The sequence below is a fragment of the Rhizobacter sp. P3_C12 genome (assembly GCF_056402735.1).
The window spans coordinates 1-16457 of sequence record NZ_JBFUGW010000143.1; the positions used below are offsets into that span (position 1 = coordinate 1).

General features: G+C 67.3%; 14 protein-coding genes and 1 pseudogene. All 15 read left to right on the top strand.

The window, feature by feature from the left end; translation table 11 throughout:
- Nucleotides 1–311, top strand: a pseudogene (locus AC1DXV_RS20620) (RHS repeat domain-containing protein); the annotation flags it as partial.
- Nucleotides 312–315: 4 nt separating this feature from the next.
- Nucleotides 316–2658: an RHS repeat domain-containing protein gene (locus AC1DXV_RS20625; protein WP_477935275.1), complete on the top strand. Its 2343-nt coding sequence runs from the start codon at nucleotides 316–318 to the stop codon at nucleotides 2656–2658.
- On the top strand, nucleotides 2649–3134 hold the full coding sequence (locus AC1DXV_RS20630; RefSeq protein WP_477935277.1) for a hypothetical protein: 486 nt from the start codon (nucleotides 2649–2651) through the stop codon (nucleotides 3132–3134). The genes AC1DXV_RS20625 and AC1DXV_RS20630 overlap by 10 nt, the downstream gene beginning before the upstream one ends.
- A gap of 424 nt (nucleotides 3135–3558) precedes the next feature.
- Nucleotides 3559–3744 carry a hypothetical protein gene (locus tag AC1DXV_RS20635; RefSeq protein WP_477865524.1) on the top strand — a complete coding sequence of 62 codons (186 nt, stop codon included), beginning with the start codon at nucleotides 3559–3561 and terminating at the stop codon, nucleotides 3742–3744.
- A 118-nt stretch (nucleotides 3745–3862) separates the two neighbouring features.
- Nucleotides 3863–4534 (top strand): DUF6515 family protein, encoded by a 672-nt coding sequence (locus AC1DXV_RS20640; RefSeq protein WP_477935279.1) that lies wholly within the window; start codon nucleotides 3863–3865, stop codon nucleotides 4532–4534.
- A gap of 87 nt (nucleotides 4535–4621) precedes the next feature.
- Nucleotides 4622–5536, top strand: a complete 915-nt coding sequence (locus tag AC1DXV_RS20645; RefSeq protein WP_477865526.1) for a lytic transglycosylase domain-containing protein — start codon at nucleotides 4622–4624, stop codon at nucleotides 5534–5536.
- A gap of 233 nt (nucleotides 5537–5769) precedes the next feature.
- Complete coding sequence (locus tag AC1DXV_RS20650; protein ID WP_477865533.1) at nucleotides 5770–6951, top strand: substrate-binding domain-containing protein; 1182 nt, start codon at nucleotides 5770–5772, stop codon at nucleotides 6949–6951.
- A gap of 30 nt (nucleotides 6952–6981) precedes the next feature.
- Entirely contained in the window at nucleotides 6982–8430 is a 1449-nt protein-coding gene (locus tag AC1DXV_RS20655) for an extracellular catalytic domain type 2 short-chain-length polyhydroxyalkanoate depolymerase (protein WP_477865527.1), read from the top strand.
- An 8-nt stretch (nucleotides 8431–8438) separates the two neighbouring features.
- Nucleotides 8439–9182: an ABC transporter ATP-binding protein gene (locus AC1DXV_RS20660; RefSeq protein ID WP_477865528.1), complete on the top strand. Its 744-nt coding sequence runs from the start codon at nucleotides 8439–8441 to the stop codon at nucleotides 9180–9182.
- Nucleotides 9179–9913, top strand: coding sequence for an ABC transporter ATP-binding protein (locus AC1DXV_RS20665; protein WP_477935286.1), 735 nt, complete (start codon nucleotides 9179–9181; stop codon nucleotides 9911–9913). The genes AC1DXV_RS20660 and AC1DXV_RS20665 overlap by 4 nt, the downstream gene beginning before the upstream one ends.
- Complete coding sequence (locus tag AC1DXV_RS20670; RefSeq protein ID WP_477865530.1) at nucleotides 9910–10905, top strand: branched-chain amino acid ABC transporter permease; 996 nt, start codon at nucleotides 9910–9912, stop codon at nucleotides 10903–10905. The genes AC1DXV_RS20665 and AC1DXV_RS20670 overlap by 4 nt, the downstream gene beginning before the upstream one ends.
- Before the next feature lie 8 nt (nucleotides 10906–10913).
- Nucleotides 10914–11960: a branched-chain amino acid ABC transporter permease gene (locus AC1DXV_RS20675; protein WP_477865534.1), complete on the top strand. Its 1047-nt coding sequence runs from the start codon at nucleotides 10914–10916 to the stop codon at nucleotides 11958–11960.
- 2 nt (nucleotides 11961–11962) lie between these two features.
- Nucleotides 11963–14143, top strand: coding sequence for a 3-hydroxybutyrate oligomer hydrolase family protein (locus tag AC1DXV_RS20680; protein WP_477935293.1), 2181 nt, complete (start codon nucleotides 11963–11965; stop codon nucleotides 14141–14143).
- 8 nt (nucleotides 14144–14151) lie between these two features.
- Entirely contained in the window at nucleotides 14152–14991 is an 840-nt protein-coding gene (locus tag AC1DXV_RS20685) for an alpha/beta fold hydrolase (protein ID WP_477935294.1), read from the top strand.
- 298 nt (nucleotides 14992–15289) lie between these two features.
- On the top strand, nucleotides 15290–16457 hold a 1168-nt coding region (locus AC1DXV_RS20690; protein WP_477935296.1), incomplete at its 3' end, for an RICIN domain-containing protein.

The following is a 16457-nucleotide window of genomic DNA, read 5'->3' on the forward strand; positions in this document are numbered from 1 at the left end:
CCTATGACCTGCGGCAGCGCCTGCTGACGAACACGGTCGGTGGCGAGACGACGACGTACGCGTACGACGCAGCGGGTCAGTTGAAGAAGGTGATCTTCGACAACGGCACCTGGGTGGGCTTCGACTACGACGACGCGCATCGGCGGGTGGCAGCCTACGACAACAAGGCCAACCGCATCGACTACGTGCTCGACAACGCCGGCAACCAGACCGACCAGCACGTGAAGGATCCGGCAGGTGCGCTCAAGCGTGGCCTGGCACGGGTGATGGACGTACTGGGCCGTGCGCAGCAGAGCAACGGCAAGGAGTGAGAACATGAAGAAGACGATGAAGCACAACCTGACCGCCGCCGCTGCAGCGGCCTTGCTGACCCACGCGGCGATGGCCCAGGTGCCGCCCCCGCCGGTGTCGCCAACGCCGATAACGACCTATGAGTACGACGCCGAGGGCAATCCCACCAAGGTGACCAAGGCCCCGAGCAGCCTGAACCTGCAGAACAAGGCGAGCTACGACGCGCAGTACCGCGTGAACGAGCTGACCGATCCGAAGAACGGCAAGACCGCGGTCGAATACGACGGAGGAGGAAGACCGACAAAGGTCACCGACCCGCGCAGCCTGATCACGCAATACCCGCGCAACGGCTTCGGCGATGCGACGCAGTTGATCAGCCCGGATACCGGCATCACGAACATCACCTACGACGCAGCGCGGCGCCTGAAAACCCGCACCGACAGCCGCGGCGTCACCGAGACCTACACCTACGACCTCGAAGGGCGGCTGACCAGCGTCGTCTACACGCAGAGCGGCCAGCCGAACCAAACCATCACGTGGAGCTGGGACCTCACCGGGCCCGACTACACGTATAGCATCGGCCGCCTGAGCCGCACCGACCATCCGAGCGGCTTCGCCCGCGTCAAGTACGACCCACGGGGACGGATCACGGAGTCCGTGCAGTCGGTGAACGCCAAGGCGGGTGCGAACACGGTGCCAGTCGTGACGACGGTGAAGTACGCCTACTCGCACGGCGACCTGATGACGATCACCTACCCGTCGGGCCGGGTGCTGGTGATCACACGCGATGTCGGCGAGCTCATCGGCATGAGCCTCTCAGCGAACGCAGGCAGCACGCCCGTCCCGCTGATCAGCAACGTGAAGTGGGAACCCTTCGGCCCGGTGAGCGGCTGGGACTGGCACATGGCCAGCGGCCTGGTGAATCACACGAGGCAGTTCGACCTGAACGGCCGCATCGTGCGCTACCCGCTGGGCAACGTGCTGCGCGACGTGAGCTACGACGCCGCTGATCGCATCACCGGCTTCACGCATCTGCTGGCGAGCGACGGCACGCCGCAGCCGGCGCTGAACCAGGGCTTCGCGTACGACGAGAACAGCCGGCTGACCAGCATCATCACGTCGGCATCGAGCTGGTCGATCGCCTACGACCCGAACGGCAACCGCACGAGCGTGAGCCTGAACGGCAGCCCGAGCACCTACACGACCGAAGCGACGAGCAACCGGCTCACGAGCATCACGAACCCGGCCCGCAGCTTCGGCTACGACAACGCCGGTAACACGACCAGCGACAGCACGAACTACACGGCAACCTACGGCCTGAACGGCTCGATCGCGAGCATCACCAAGGCGGGGGTGACCGGCAGCTACGACTACGACGCCGAGCGCCGCCGCATCCGCAAGGTGACGAGCACGGGCGAGGTGGTGATCTTCGTGTACGACCTCGAAGGACAGTTGCTGGGCGAATACGACCAGACCGGCAAGGCGCTGCGCGAATACGTGTGGCTGGACAACATCCCGGTGGCGATGTTCATGCCGGACCCGGCGAACGCGAGCAGTCCGAATGCTGCGCCGCTGGTGTTCTATATCCACGCCGATCACCTGAACGCGCCGCGCATCGTGGTGGATCAGAACGGCGCCAAGCGCTGGCGCTGGCTGGCCGAGCCGTTCGGCACGACGGCGGCTGAGACGAATCCAGATGGTCTCGGAAGCTTTACACAGAACCTGCGCTTCCCGGGGCAGTATGTGGATGCGGAGAGCGGGCTCTGGTACAACTACTTCCGATACTATGACAGCTTCCGTGGAGGCTATCCCCAGAGTGATCCGATTGGGTTGGCTGGCGGAATTAATACCTATGGTTATGTCTCGTCCATGCCTATTTCATATATCGACCCAAATGGATTGGCTCAGATATTTGGTCGACCCGAGTCCTTCGAAGATGGTGTTGCTTGGGCAAAAAAATACAAGGATTTGCTCGAGGCGAATAATTGGATGAGGGCTAAGATAACTCAGATATGTAAAGGGGATGGTGGTGCGATGCTGAGGAGATTTGATCAGTGGAGAATATATATCGATCCGAATATAGATGATCCACTTCGGCGCGCTAAGGAGAATTACGCCACTACAAAATATGGATCGCAGTCATCCATTTTTGGTAAGCTGTATTTTGATCCCCCTAGCTCAGGCTTCCCGGGGACTCATCTGACATTTGCGCATGAGTTCCGGCATCTGATGCCCGCAAATAACAAGCTTGTCAATCCTTATGGCGGAGGCTCTGCCTTCTCAGATAATGCCTATACGGCAAAGATAGAGAAAGACGCAGATTGGTGGGCGAATCAATTCATGGATGATGCGTGTGTATGCGAGTAACGAAATTTCTATTAAGTTTCTTGGTTGCCTTTTTCGCTTCTGAGGCCGTCGCGGTCGAGGGGGAAAAAATGGAGTATGTGAATATATTTGGCGGACAGGGGGCGGTATTTTCCATAGAGGAACGTGAGGTGCGCATGCTGGATCTGCGGTATGACCTGCATCGATGTCCATTGGGAAGCGATTTCATTTGTATCTCATCTGACGTTCTTTCATTCTCCGTTCCAAAATCATTTCCGAAATTATCTCATTGGGTTCAATTTGGCGCTGCGTATGAGCTTCGTGAGAAGAGGGTTTCTGAGATCCTTGGGAAGGAAGTAACTTACTGGGTGATCCGGCAAACATGGAAGAAATCTTCGGTTGATTTTGCATACTCGCCTGTATATGGAATTCTGTCTATGCGCTCAAAGAAAGGGCAACTCATTCTGCGAGGCAAGTGCGGCATCGCCCCTCAAATTGACTCTGCAGAGTGTCAATAATGTTAATCCCTCCCGATTTTAATTCTATGGACCGTTGAATGGGCCATTAATTTCGTGGCTGCGCGAGCTTCGGTTTGGAATTAAAAATTCATAGTGGCTAACTCTGCCGACATGGGGGAGACGGGGCTCGCTTGGCCGGCAGATGCGTGTAGTTGTACAAAATAGGGAGTTTCTATGCCGTCATTCGGGACTGGTTTCACGAAGAAGGGTGCGAAGCCGCCGCCCTGGATCATCTTCGTTCTCATCGCAGCGCTTGTGATTCTTGTAGTGCTCTTGATCGTGCGGCATGCGTGATACGAACGGCTGGCAAAACCGATGCTCAACTGCGCGCGTCTGCCGGTAAGACAAATCTCGGCACGAATGCTTACGGTGGCGGAGTGGGTGCAGCCGGTGGTCTGGGCGTGGCGCAATGCGAGTGTTCGAAATGAAGCTGCAGTTCAAGCCAAAGATTTTCGTGACGATGCTCGCTGTGTGCTCGGCGATAGCTGGCGCCGCTGCGTGGATCACCGGGCTGAATTTCTGGATGCTTGCGGCCATCCTTGTCGCTGCTGTGCTCGTCAATGGACTTATCACYTCAGTCGACGACGAGTCTTCTCGGAAGCAAGAGTGACGGACGGTTGATTCCATAGGCTTCGAGCGCATGCATAGGCGCTCCACACGTTTCTTTGCACGCCTGAAATCCAAGCGACACGCCGGCATCCAAAGATGAAGCTGTCCAGGAGATTTCGATGAGCATCACCATCCAGCGTCTCGCCTTCACCGTCGCCGCCATCGCGTTGGCGGCCTTTGCCAGCGTGGCTTCCGCCCAGGAGCGCCACGGCCACGGCGGTCCCGGCCGCCCGGGGCCGGCCCCGGGCTACCGCTCGCCGCACTGGCAGTTCGACAACCGCTACCACCACGACCACTACTACCCGTCGCGCGGGTATGTCGCCGCGGCGTTGCCGGGCGGCAGCATCAGCATCGGGTTCCACGGGGGCAACTACTTCTACCAAGGCGGCGTCTGGTTCCGCCCGCAGGGCCCGCGCTACATCGTCGTCGCGCCGCCGTTCGGCATCGTCGTGCCGCTGCTGCCGCCGGCCTACACCACGCTCTACATCGGCGGCGCGCCGTACTACTACGCCAACGGTGCCTACTACGCGACCGCGCCGGGTGGCTACGCCGTGGTCGAACCGCCGCCGGGCGCCGATGCCGCGCAGCCCACACCGCTCCCGCCGCCCCCCAAGCCCGAGCCGGACCCGATCCTCTACCCGCGCACCGGACAGAGCCCGGCGCAGACCGAGGCGGACCGCCAGGAATGCAACCGCTGGGCGACCACGCAGCCGGCGGCAATGGCGGATGCCTCCGTCTTCCAGCGCGCGGTGGCGGCCTGCATGGATGGCCGCGGCTACACCGTGCGCTGATATTGGGGGCTCCACCCCCTTGGCTGGGCGGTTGTGGGCAGGGAGCGGGGCCGTTAAGTTTCGGCTCCACTCCCTCTCGCTCGACCGATGCGCCTGTCCACCCTCCTGCTGCTGCTCTGTTGCCTCGCCGCCACGGCGCAGGCGCAGGCGCAGGTGCAGGTGCAGCCGGACGCATCCACGTCAGATGACCTGCTGGTCCGCCTGACGCGTGACGAAGCCGTCGCCTACGAAAACGGCGAAGGCGTGCCGCGCGATCCGGCACGCGCCGCGCAGCTCTACTGCCAGGCCGCCCGCCAGGGCGATGCCGAATCGCAATACAACCTCGCGTGGATGTACGCGAACGGCCGCGGCATCGACCGCAACGACGCCACCGCGTCGTTCTTCTTCCACGCCGCTGCCGAGCAGGGCCTGCCTCAGGCGGTGCGCATGCTCGAACGCGTCGGCCAGCCCGGCATCGACATTCCCGACTGCATGCGCCCGCCCGCGCCGGTGGTGGCCGCCGCGGTGCAGGCCACGCCCGCGGCCGCCGCGCCTACCGCCGAACTGCGCAGCAACGGCCCGAAGTACATCGTCGACTTGGTGAAGACCATCGCGCCGGAGTACCGCGTCGACCCGCAGCTCGCGCTCGCGTTCATCCAGGTCGAGTCGAACTTCGACGTGGTCGCGCTGTCGCCGAAGAACGCGCAGGGCCTGATGCAGCTGATCCCCGAGACCGCCGCCCGCTTCAACGTGAAGCGGCCGTTCGACCCGGCGCAGAACATCCGCGGCGGGCTCGCTTACATCCGCTGGCTGCTCGCCTACTACCGTGGCGACGTGACGCTGGTGGCGGCGGCCTACAACGCCGGCGAAGGCGCGGTGAACCGCTACCGCGGCGTGCCGCCGTATGCCGAGACGCTGGGCTACGTGAGCCGCATCCTGAAGTCGTCGCGCATGCTGACGCACCCGTTCGACACCACGGTCACCGAGGCCTCCCCGCAACTCGCGGTCATGCGCAAGTTCTAGCCACTCTGCCTGCTGTCCGGACAGTGCGCACTGTCCGCGTTCCGTTCACGCCCGCCTGGCGCGGCCTGCGGGACAACCCGAAGACGCCGGCACAAAGTCCTTGCCGCTCAAGGGCTTGAACGCCGCGGCGCACGATGGCCCCGATGTGGCACGTCGCTTGCGCTGTACAGGTGCACGCGCTTCACCATTCCAATAAAACAGGAGACAGCATGACCGCGACCCGACAGCGCCCGATGGCGCTGCTGGCCTGCCTTGCCCTGGCCGGCCTCTTGATCGCCGCCACCGGCGCGCAGGCGCAGACCCAGGACATCCGCATCGCCCACGTCTACAGCAAGACCGGCCCGCTCGAGGCCTACGGCAAGCAGACGCAGACCGGTTTCATGATGGGGCTCGACTACGCGACCGGCGGCACGATGACGGTGGCCGGCCGCAAGCTCACGGTGATCGAGCGCGACGACCAGGGCAAGCCCGACGTCGGCAAGAGCCAGCTCGCGGCGGCCTATGGCGACGACAAGGCCGACATCGCGGTCGGCCCGTCGTCGTCGGGCGTCGCGCTGGCGCTGCTGCCGGTTGCCGAGGAGTACAAGAAGGTGCTGCTGGTCGAACCCGCGGTGGCCGATTCGATCACCGGCGACAAGTGGAACCGCTACATCTTCCGCACCGGCCGCAACAGCTCGCAGGATGCGATCGCCAATGCGGTCGCGCTCGACAAGCCCGGCGTCACGATCACCACGCTCGCACAGGACTACGCGTTCGGCCGCGACGGCGTGAAGGCCTTCAAGGAGTCGATCAAGAAGGCCAGGCTGATCGACGGCGAGTACCTGCCGACCAGCACCACCGACTTCACCGCCGGCGCGCAGCGCTTGATCGACAAGCTGAAGGACCAGCCCGGCCGCAAGATCATCTGGATCCTTTGGGCCGGGGCCGGCAACCCGTTCAAGATCGCTGACCTCGACCTGAAGCGCCACGGCATCGAGATCGCGACCGGCGGCAACATCCTGCCGGCGATGGCCGCGTACAAGAACTTCCCCGGCATGGAAGGCGCCACGTACTACTACTTCGGCATCCCGAAGAACCCGGTCAATGAATGGCTGGTGGCCAACCACTACAAGCAGTTCAAGGCACCGCCGGATTTCTTCACCGCCGGCGGCATGAGCGCGGCGATCGCGGTCGTCGAGGCGCTGAAGAAGACGCAGGGCGCGACGGCCGCCGACAAGCTGATCGCCGCAATGGAAGGCATGGCCTTCGAGACGCCCAAGGGCCGCATGGTGTTCCGCAAGGAGGATCACCAGGCGATGCAGAGCATGTACCACTTCCGCATCAAGGCCGACCCGGCGTTCGCCTGGGGCGTGCCGGAGCTGGTGCGCGAGATCAAGCCCGACGAGATGGACGTGCCGATCCGCAACAAGCGCTGAGCAACGTCCACCCCACAACCAGGAGACGCCATGTTGAAGAACCGGTTCGCCAGGATCGGGGCTGCGGCCTCGCTCGCCTTCGTCTGTGCCGCGGCCTGCCAGGCCACCCCGCTGCCGCAGTTGCAGATCGACCCCGCCGAGGTCAGCGTGTCCGGCCTGTCGTCCGGCGGCTTCATGGCGGTGCAGATGCACGTCGCCTACTCGGCCACCTTCAAGCGCGGTGCCGGCATCGTCGCCGGCGGGCCGTACTACTGCGCCGAGGGATCGATCGTCAACGCGACCGGCCGCTGCATGACGCACGCGAGCACCATCCCGGTCAGCAGCCTCGTCAGCACCACCAACAGCTGGGCCACGAACGGCCTGATCGACCCGGTGGCCAACCTCGCCAACTCGAAGGTCTACCTCTACTCCGGTACCTCGGACAACACCGTCAAGCCCGCGGTGATGAACGACCTGAAGACGTACTACCAGAGCTTCGTGCCGGCGGCCAACCTCTTCTACAAGAACACCATCGCGTCCGGCCACGCGATGATCACCGACGACTACGGCAGCAGCTGCGCCACGACCGCGTCGCCCTACATCAACGACTGCGATTTCGACCTCGCCGGCGAGATCCTGAAGCAGCTGCACGGCACGCTGAACCCGCGCAACAACGGCACGCTGTCGGGCACCTTCACCGAGTTCGACCAGACCGCCTTCATCACCGGCCACGGCATGGCCACCACCGGCTGGGTCTACGTGCCGCAGAGCTGCAGCGCCGGTGCCGTGTGCAAGCTGCACGTGGTGTTCCACGGCTGCCAGCAGAACACCGCGCTGGTCGGCCAGCAGTACGTGCGCAACACCGGCTACAACCGCTGGGCCGACACCAACGGCATCGTGGTGCTCTACCCGCAGACCAGCACGCAGGCCACCAACAGCTGCTGGGACTGGTGGGGGTATGACAACGCGAACTACGCGAAGAAATCCGGCCCGCAGATGGCCGCGGTGCGCGCGATGATGACGACGCTGGGCAGCGGCTCGGCGCCGTCCGGGCTGCCGGCACCCACCGGCGTCGGCACCTCGGGCGCCACGGCGAGCAGCATGGTGATCGGCTGGGGCAGCGTCAGCGGTGCGAGCGGCTACAACGTGTACCGCGGCGGCAACCAGGTCAACGCGAGCCTCGTCACCGCGACGAGCTACACCGACACCGGTCTCGCCGCCGGCACCACCTATTCATGGACGGTGAAGGCGGTCGACGGCAGCGGCATTGAAGGGCCGTCGTCCAGCGCGGCCACCGGCACCACCACCGGCGCACCGCCGGCCGCCACCTGCACCACCGCGAGCAACTACGCGCACGTCGCGGCCAACCGCGCGCACGTGCAGGGCGGCTATGCGCTGGCCAACGGCTCGAACCAGAACATGGGGCTGTGGAATCTCTTCGTCACGACGACGCTGAAGATGACCGGCACGAACTACTACGTGATCGGCACCTGCCCCTGACCGCTGCGATGCTCGAGACCCAGGACCTCACCATCCGCTTCGGCGGCCACGTCGCGGTCGATCGCGTCAGCTGCAGCTTCGAACCCGGCACGCTGACCGCGATCGTCGGGCCGAACGGCGCCGGCAAGACGACCTGGTTCAACCTGATCTCCGGCCAGCTGCGCGCCAGTGCCGGCCGCGTGCTGCTGCACGGCACCGACATCACCGCCGAAGGCCCGGCCGCGCGCACGCGGCGCGGCATCGGCCGGGCCTTCCAGCTGACGCAGTTGTTCCCCGGCCTGCCGGTGCGCGAGAACGTGCGGCTCGTCGTGCAATCGCGCGCACGGCTCGGCCTGAACCTGTGGTCGGTGTGGCGCGACCACCGCGGCGTGCTCGAGCGCACGCAGCAGCTGCTCGAGCAGGTGCGCCTCGAAGCCCGGGCCGATCAACCGGCTGGCAGCCTGCCGCATGGCGACCAGCGCAAGCTGGAGGTGGCGATGCTGATGGCGCTGGAGCCGAGCGTCTTCATGTTCGACGAGCCGACCGCCGGCATGAGCGTCGACGAGGTGCCGGTGGTGCTGGACCTGATCCGCCAGCTGAAGGCGCGCACCGACTGCACGATCCTGCTGGTCGAGCACAAGATGGACGTGGTGCGCGAACTGGCCGACCGCATCGTCGTGCTGCACAACGGGCAGCTCGTCGCCGACGGCGAGCCCGGGCTCGTGATCGCGTCGCCAATCGTGCAGCAGGCCTACCTGGGGCTGGCGGCATGAGCGCAGCCCTGACGCTGGAAGGCGTGCACACGCACGTCGGCGCCTACCACCTGCTGCAGGGCGTCGATCTCGACGTGCCGACCGGGCAGGTGACGATGCTGCTCGGCCGCAACGGCGCCGGCAAGACCACCACGCTGCGCACGGTCATGGGCCTGTGGATGGCGTCCGCCGGCCGCGTCGCGTTCGACGGCGACGACATCACGCGCCTCGGCACGCCGCGCATCGCGCAGCGCGGCATCGCCTACGTGCCCGAGAACATGGGCATCTTCGGCGACCTGACGGTGCGCGAGAACCTGCTGCTGGCCGCGCGCGGCGCCCGCTCGCTGGCCGACATCGACACGCAGCGCCTCGACTGGCTGTGCGGCCTGTTCCCGGCGCTGCGCACGTTCTGGCTGCACCCGGCCGGCGCGCTGTCGGGCGGGCAGAAGCAGATGCTCGCGATCGCGCGCGCGATGATCGAGCCGCGCCGGCTGCTGCTGATCGACGAGCCGAGCAAGGGCCTCGCGCCGGCCATCGTGCTGAACCTGGTCGCGGCGCTGCGCGAGATGAAGGCAACGGGCACGACGATCCTGCTGGTCGAGCAGAACTTCGCGATGGCGCGCGCGCTCGGCGACCGTGTCGCGGTGATGGACGGCGGCCGCATCGTGCACCGCGGCGCAATGGCCGAGCTCGCCGACGACGACGCGTTGCAGCAGCGTCTGCTCGGCCTGTCGCTGGGAGTGCACCCATGAGCACCACGCTGCCCCGCTCGTCGTTCGACTTCGTGCCGATCGCGCTGGTGCCGCTGCTCGCGCTCGCGGCCTGGCCGCTGATCGGCTCGTCGTCGAGCTGGCTCACGCTGACCGTCGCCGGCCTCGCGATGGGGATGATCGTCTTCATCGTCGCGTCGGGCCTGACGCTGGTGTTCGGCCTGATGGACGTGCTGAACTTCGGCCACGGCGTGTTCATCGCGTTCGGCGCCTTCATCGCGACCAGCGTGCTCGGCGGCCTGGCCGACTGGACCGGCGCCGACAGCCTGTGGCTCAACCTGGCCGCGCTGTTCCCGGCGATGCTGGCCGCGATGGCGCTCGCCGCCGCGCTCGGCTGGGCCTTCGAGCGCGTGCTGGTGCGCCCGGTCTACGGCCAGCACCTGAAGCAGATCCTGATCACGATGGGCGGCATGATCATCGGCGAGGAGCTGATCAAGGCGATCTGGGGCCCGGCGCTGATCCCGCTGTCGCTGCCGCAGGCGCTGCGCGGCGTGCTGGCGCTCGGCGATGCGTCGGTCGAGAAATTCCGGCTGCTCGCCACCGGGCTTGGCGCCGTCGTGCTGGCCGCGATGCTCTACACGCTGAACCGCACCAAGCTCGGCCTGCTGGTGCGCGCCGGCGTGCAGGACCGCGAGATGGTCGAGAGCCTCGGCTACCCGGTGCGCACGCTGTTCGTCGGCGTGTTCGTCGCCGGCTCGGCGCTGGCCGGGCTCGGCGGCTCGCTGTGGGCGCTGTACCAGCAGGGCGTGGTACCGCAGATCGGCGCGCAGCTGAACGTGCTGATCTTCATCGTGATCATCATCGGCGGGCTGGGCTCGACGCTTGGCTGCTTCGTCGGCGCGCTGCTGGTCGGGCTGCTGGCCAACTACACCGGCTTCCTGTGGCCGAAGGTCGCGCTGTTCTCGAACATCGGCCTGATGGTCGCGGTGCTGCTGTGGCGCCCGCGCGGGCTGTACCCGGTGAGTTCGCGATGAGCGCGCGCCTGCTGGATCGCCTGCTGTCGCACGACCTGCCGCGCAGCCGCGTGCTCGCGCTGCTGCTGGCCGCCATCGTGCTGGGCCTGGCGCTGACGCCCTTCGTGTTCCCCGGCACGCAGGCGATGAACGTGGCGGCCAAGGTGATGGTCTTCATCGTGCTGGTCGCGAGCTTCGACCTGCTGCTCGGCTACACCGGCATCGTCAGCTTCGCGCACACGATGTTCTTCGGCATCGGCGCCTACGGCATCGCGATCGCCAGCACGCGGCTCGGGCCGGGCTGGGGCGCGCTCGGGGTGGGCGTGGCGGCGGCGCTCGCGGTGTCGCTGGTGCTGTCGCTCGTGATCGGCCTGTTCAGCCTGCGCGTGAAGGCGATCTTCTTCGCGATGATCACGCTGGCGGTGGCCTCGGCCTTCCTGACGCTCGCCTCGCAGCTGTCGGAGTGGACCGGCGGCGAAGACGGGCTGAGCTTCCGGCTGCCCGAAGCGTTGAGCGACCGGCGCGCCGCCTACTACCTGCTGTTCGCCTGCGCCACCGCGCTGGTGCTCGCGATGCTGCGCATCGTCAATTCGCCGTTCGGCCGCGTGCTGCAGGCGATCCGCGAGAACGACTTCCGCGCCGAGGCCATCGGCTACCGCACGGTGGTGTACCGCACGCTGTCGAACGTGCTGTCGGCGCTGTTCGCGACGCTCGCCGGCTGCCTGCTCGCGCTCTGGCTGCGCTACAACGGTCCGGACACCTCGCTGAGCTTCGAGATCATGCTCGACGTGCTGCTGATCGTCGTGATCGGCGGCATGGGCAGCGTGTACGGCGCGGTCGTCGGCAGCCTGCTGTTCGTGCTGGCGCAGAGCTACCTGCAGAACCTGATGGCGCTCGCGGCGCCGCTGGTCGGCGGCGTGCCGCTGCTTTCCACGCTGATCTCGCCCGAGCGCTGGCTGTTGTGGCTCGGGGTTCTCTTCGTGCTGTCGGTCTACCACTTCCCGAACGGGATCGTGGGCCGGCTGCGCGCGATGCGGACACGCCGGCACGACCATCCCACCCAGAAGGAGACATAACCATGAACCTGCACCGGATCACGCTCGCCGCCCTCGGACTGTCTGCGGTCGCCCTCGCCGGCTGCGGCAGCGACGACGACACGCCACCGCCCGTCAACACGCTGCCTGCCAACGTCACGCAGCAGTCGATGACGGACTACCCCGCCACCAGCACCGGCGCCGGCAGCACCGCCGCGACGCAGGACCTGCTGACCGGCGGCCTCGGCAAGTCCGGGCTCGGCGGCGCGGCACCCACCTACGCCGATCCGCTGAACCCGACCGCCGCCGAGCTGCGCCGCAACGCCCTCTTCAGCAACTACCGCGGCCTGGTCGACATCAGCGCCGGCGGCGGCTACGGAACGCTGTACGGCCCGAACGTCGACGTGAGCGGCCAGGCGACGACCGGCGAAGGGCTGATCCCGGGCCGCGAGTACGTCGCGGTGCTGGACAACGCAGCCGGCACCAAGCGGGTCGCGATCGCGGTGCAGATCCCCGACACCTTCAACCAGAGCGCGCCCTGCCTCGTGCTCGGCCCGTCGTCCGGTTCGCGCGGTGTGTATGGTGCGATCGCCACCTCGGCCGAGTGGGGCCTGAAGCACGGCTGCGCGGTCGCGCTGACCGATGCAGGCAAGGGCATGGGGCTGTACGACATGACGGACGACACGGTGACCCGCATCGACGGCACGCGCGCGACGCGCGCTGCGGCCGGCGCGGCCGCCTCGTTCGCCGCCGCGGTGACGGACGCTGCTCGTGCGACGTACAACGCGCTGTTCCCGAACCGGCTGTCGCTGAAGCAGGCGCACTCGCAGCAGAACGCCGAGAAGGACTGGGGCAGCGACACGCTGGTGGCCGCCGCCTATGCGCTGTATGCGTTGAACGACCGCTTCGGCAATGCGGCCGCGCCGCTGCCGTTCACCGCGGCCAACACGATCGTGATCGCCGGCTCGGTGTCGAACGGCGGCGCGGCGGTGCTGCGTGCGGCCGAGGCCGACACCACGGGCCTGATCGATGGCGTGGTCGCCGGCGAGCCGGTGACCGAGCTGCCGACGACCGCGGGCTACGGCGTGCAGTTCGCCGGTGCGGCGGTCACGGGCTACGGCAAGAAGCTGGGCGACTTCACGACCTACGGCAACGTCTACCAACCCTGCGCCGCGCTGGCGGCAGGCGCGGCGATGGCCGAGACCTCGACCTTCAACTACCTGGTGGCGACCGCGCAGACCGGCAAGGCCGCGGCGCGCTGCGCGGGCCTGGCAGCCAAGGGCCTGGTGACCGGCGCGGACACCGCGGCCCAATCGGCCGATGCATTGGACAAGCTGCGCGCCTACGGCTGGACGGCCGACAACGACCAGATGCACAACGCGCACTACGCGCTGGGCAACGGGCCGATCCTGTCGGCGATGTACCCGATGATGTACGGCCGCTTCTCGGTGACCGACAACCTGTGCAACGCGAGCTTCGCGCAGGTGGACGCCGGCGGCAACCCGATCGCAGCCCTCGCGGCAAGCAAGGCGCCGAGCTTCGCGACCGGCAACGGCACCGCCAACGGGTCGCCGGCCTCGGTGGTCTACAACGACTCCGTCGGCGGCGCGAAGCTGTGGTCGGCCGCAACCTCGGTGTCGACCGGCGTGCAGGACTTCGGCCTCGACAACGCGCTGTGCCAGCGCGCGCTGGTGACCGGCGTCGACGAGACCGGCGCGGCGCTGACGGCCACCGCGTCGTCGACGCGCCCGACCGCGGCGCAGGCGGCGGCGGTGCAGGCCGGCATGGCCGAGGTGGTCGTCAACGGCAACCTGCGCGCGAAGCCGGCGCTGGTGGTGGCGGGCCGCAGCGATGCGCTGGTGCCGGTCAACAACAACGCGCGGGCCTATGTCGCGTTCAACAAGACGGTGGAGGCGGCCGGCAAGCTGGGCTACATCGAGGTGACGAACGCGCAACACTTCGACGGCTTCCTGTCGTTCGCCGGCTTCGACACGCGCTTCGTGCCGCTGCACGTGTACTTCAACCGGGCGATGGACGCGATGTACGCGCACCTGAAGACCGGCACCGCGCTGCCGCCCAGCCAGGTGGTGCGGGCGACGCCGCGCGGCGGCGTGCCGGGTGCGGCACCGGCGATCACCGCGGGCAACGTGCCGGCGATCAGCGCCGCGCCGCTGATGGCGGACCAGATCGGTTTCAGCGGCACGTCGATTGCCGTTCCGAACTAGGGAAGACGGTGGCCTTCACGTCGCACTACCTGGCCTGCGAAGGCCGCGAGCTCCACTACACCGAGTGGGGCGCCGGCCGTGCCGAGACGGTGATCGCCTGGCACGGCCTCGCGCGCACCTGCCGCGACATGGACGAGGTGGCGGCGCACCTGTCGCAGCGGTTCCGGGTGATCTGCCCGGACACGCTCGGCCGCGGCCTGAGCGAGTGGAGCCGCGATCCGGAGCGCGAGTACTGCCTGGCGTTCTACGTGCAGCAGGCGGTGTCGCTGGTCGACCAGCTCGGGTTGCACGACTTTCATTGGGTGGGCACGTCAATGGGCGGCGCGATCGGCACGCTGGCCGCGGCCGGGCCGTTGCGCGGCCGCATCCGCAAGCTGGTGCTGAACGACAACGGCCCGGAGCTGGCCGAGCCGGCGCTCGCGCGCATCCGCGGTTATGCGGGGCGGCCGGCCGCCTTCGAGACGGTGAGCGAGCTGGAGCAGTACTTCCGCAGGATCTACCAACCGTACGGCTGGCTGAGCGACGGCCAGTGGCGGCGCCTGACCGAGAGCTCGACGCGCCGCCTGCCCGACGGCCGCGTGACGCCGCACTACGACCCGGCGATGGTGATGCAGTTCACCCACCACGACGACGACTACCGGCTGTGGGACGCGTGGGACACGCTGACGCTGCCGGTGCTGTGCCTGCGCGGCGAGCACTCCGACCTGCTGCTGCCCGAGGTGGCCGAGCAGATGCGACAGCGCGGCCCGCGCGCGCAGGTGGTGACGGTGCCGGGCTGCGGGCATGCGCCGGCGTTGAACGTGCCGGAGCAGTTGACGGTGGTGGAGCGGTTCCTGATGGCGCCCTGATTTTTGAGGTCGCAATTTGCGACCTCAAGTTTGGCTCTGTCAAGGAACCCGTTCGGACTGGGAGCCGCCGTTCGCCCTGAGCCTGTCGAAGGGCCTGCGCGCATCGTGCCAAGGCTTCGACAGGCTCAGCCCGAACGGGAGGGAGGCTGCAGCTCCAGCGCGCTCTTGCCTTACGCCTGCTTTCACACGCTTGCCAATTGCGATGCCTGCCGGGACGGCGGCGCGGAAGAATGGAACCGGTTTCACACACGCGCGGCCGATCGGCCGCTGCGCACAAGAATCGGAGAGGGACATCCCCATGCGCCACATTCATTCGACGCTGCACGCCACGCCGACCGCGGCCGCCTTGGCCGTTTCGCTGCTGCTGGCCGCCTGCGGCGGCGGCAACCCGTCGGCCGGGTCGTCCTCCGATGCGGCCCTCAACCGCGAGACCGCCGAGGCGGTCGGCGACGCGCCGCCGGTGATCGCGCCCGGCCGCTACGTGCTCGTCAATGCGCAAAGCGGCAAGTGCGTCGATGCCGTTCCCTCGGCGCCCGATGGCGGCCGCATCCAGCAGGCCACCTGCGGCACCGGCCTCACGCAGGCCTTCGACTTGACAACCCAGGCCGGCGGCACCGTGAAGCTCGTGAACGCCGGCACCGGCCAGGTGTTCGACCTGTCGGGCAGCTCGGGTGCCGACGGCGCGGCCATCCACCAGTGGACCGACAACGGCACCAACGCGCAGCGCTTTCGCCCGTGGCGCGTGCAGGGCAACCGCTTCCGCTGGGTCAGCGCGGCCAGCGGCAAGTGCGTGACGATCGCCGATCGCTCGAACGCCGACGGCGCCGCGTTGCAGCAGGCCGGCTGCAGCAGCACCGACGCGGCGCAACAGTTCCTGCTGTTCCCGCGCGGCGGCAGCGCACGCGGTGCACTCGCGATCGGCCAGTACACGCTGCGCGGCCTGCAGTCGAAGCTGTGCCTGGACATCGAGGGCGCGTCCACCACCGATGGTGCGAAGACGCTGCAGGCTGCGTGCAGCACCTCGGCCAGCCAGCGCTTCGAGGTGCGCGCGGCCGACGACGGCAGCTATGCATTCATCAACGTCAACAGCGGCCGCGCGCTCGACGTGAGCGACATCTCGACCGCCAACGGCGCGCTGATCCAGCAATGGAGCTACGGCGCCGGCGCCAACCAGCGCTTCAGCGTGATGCCGGGCGGCGACAGCTTCCGCATCGCGGCGAAGCACACCGGCAAGTGCCTCGACGTGAAGGACTTCAGCACCGTGGCCGGCGGCCGCATCCAGCAATGGGACTGCGGCAACAACGACAACCAACGCTGGCAGTTGCTGGCGACCGATGCGCAAGCGCCGGCGCCTGCACCCGCTCCGGCGCCAACTCCTGCGCCGGCCCCGGCCCCGGCTCCTGCGCCCTCTCCGGCCCCTGCACCCAGCCCGGCGCCGGCGCCGTCGCCTGCACCGAGTCCCGCGC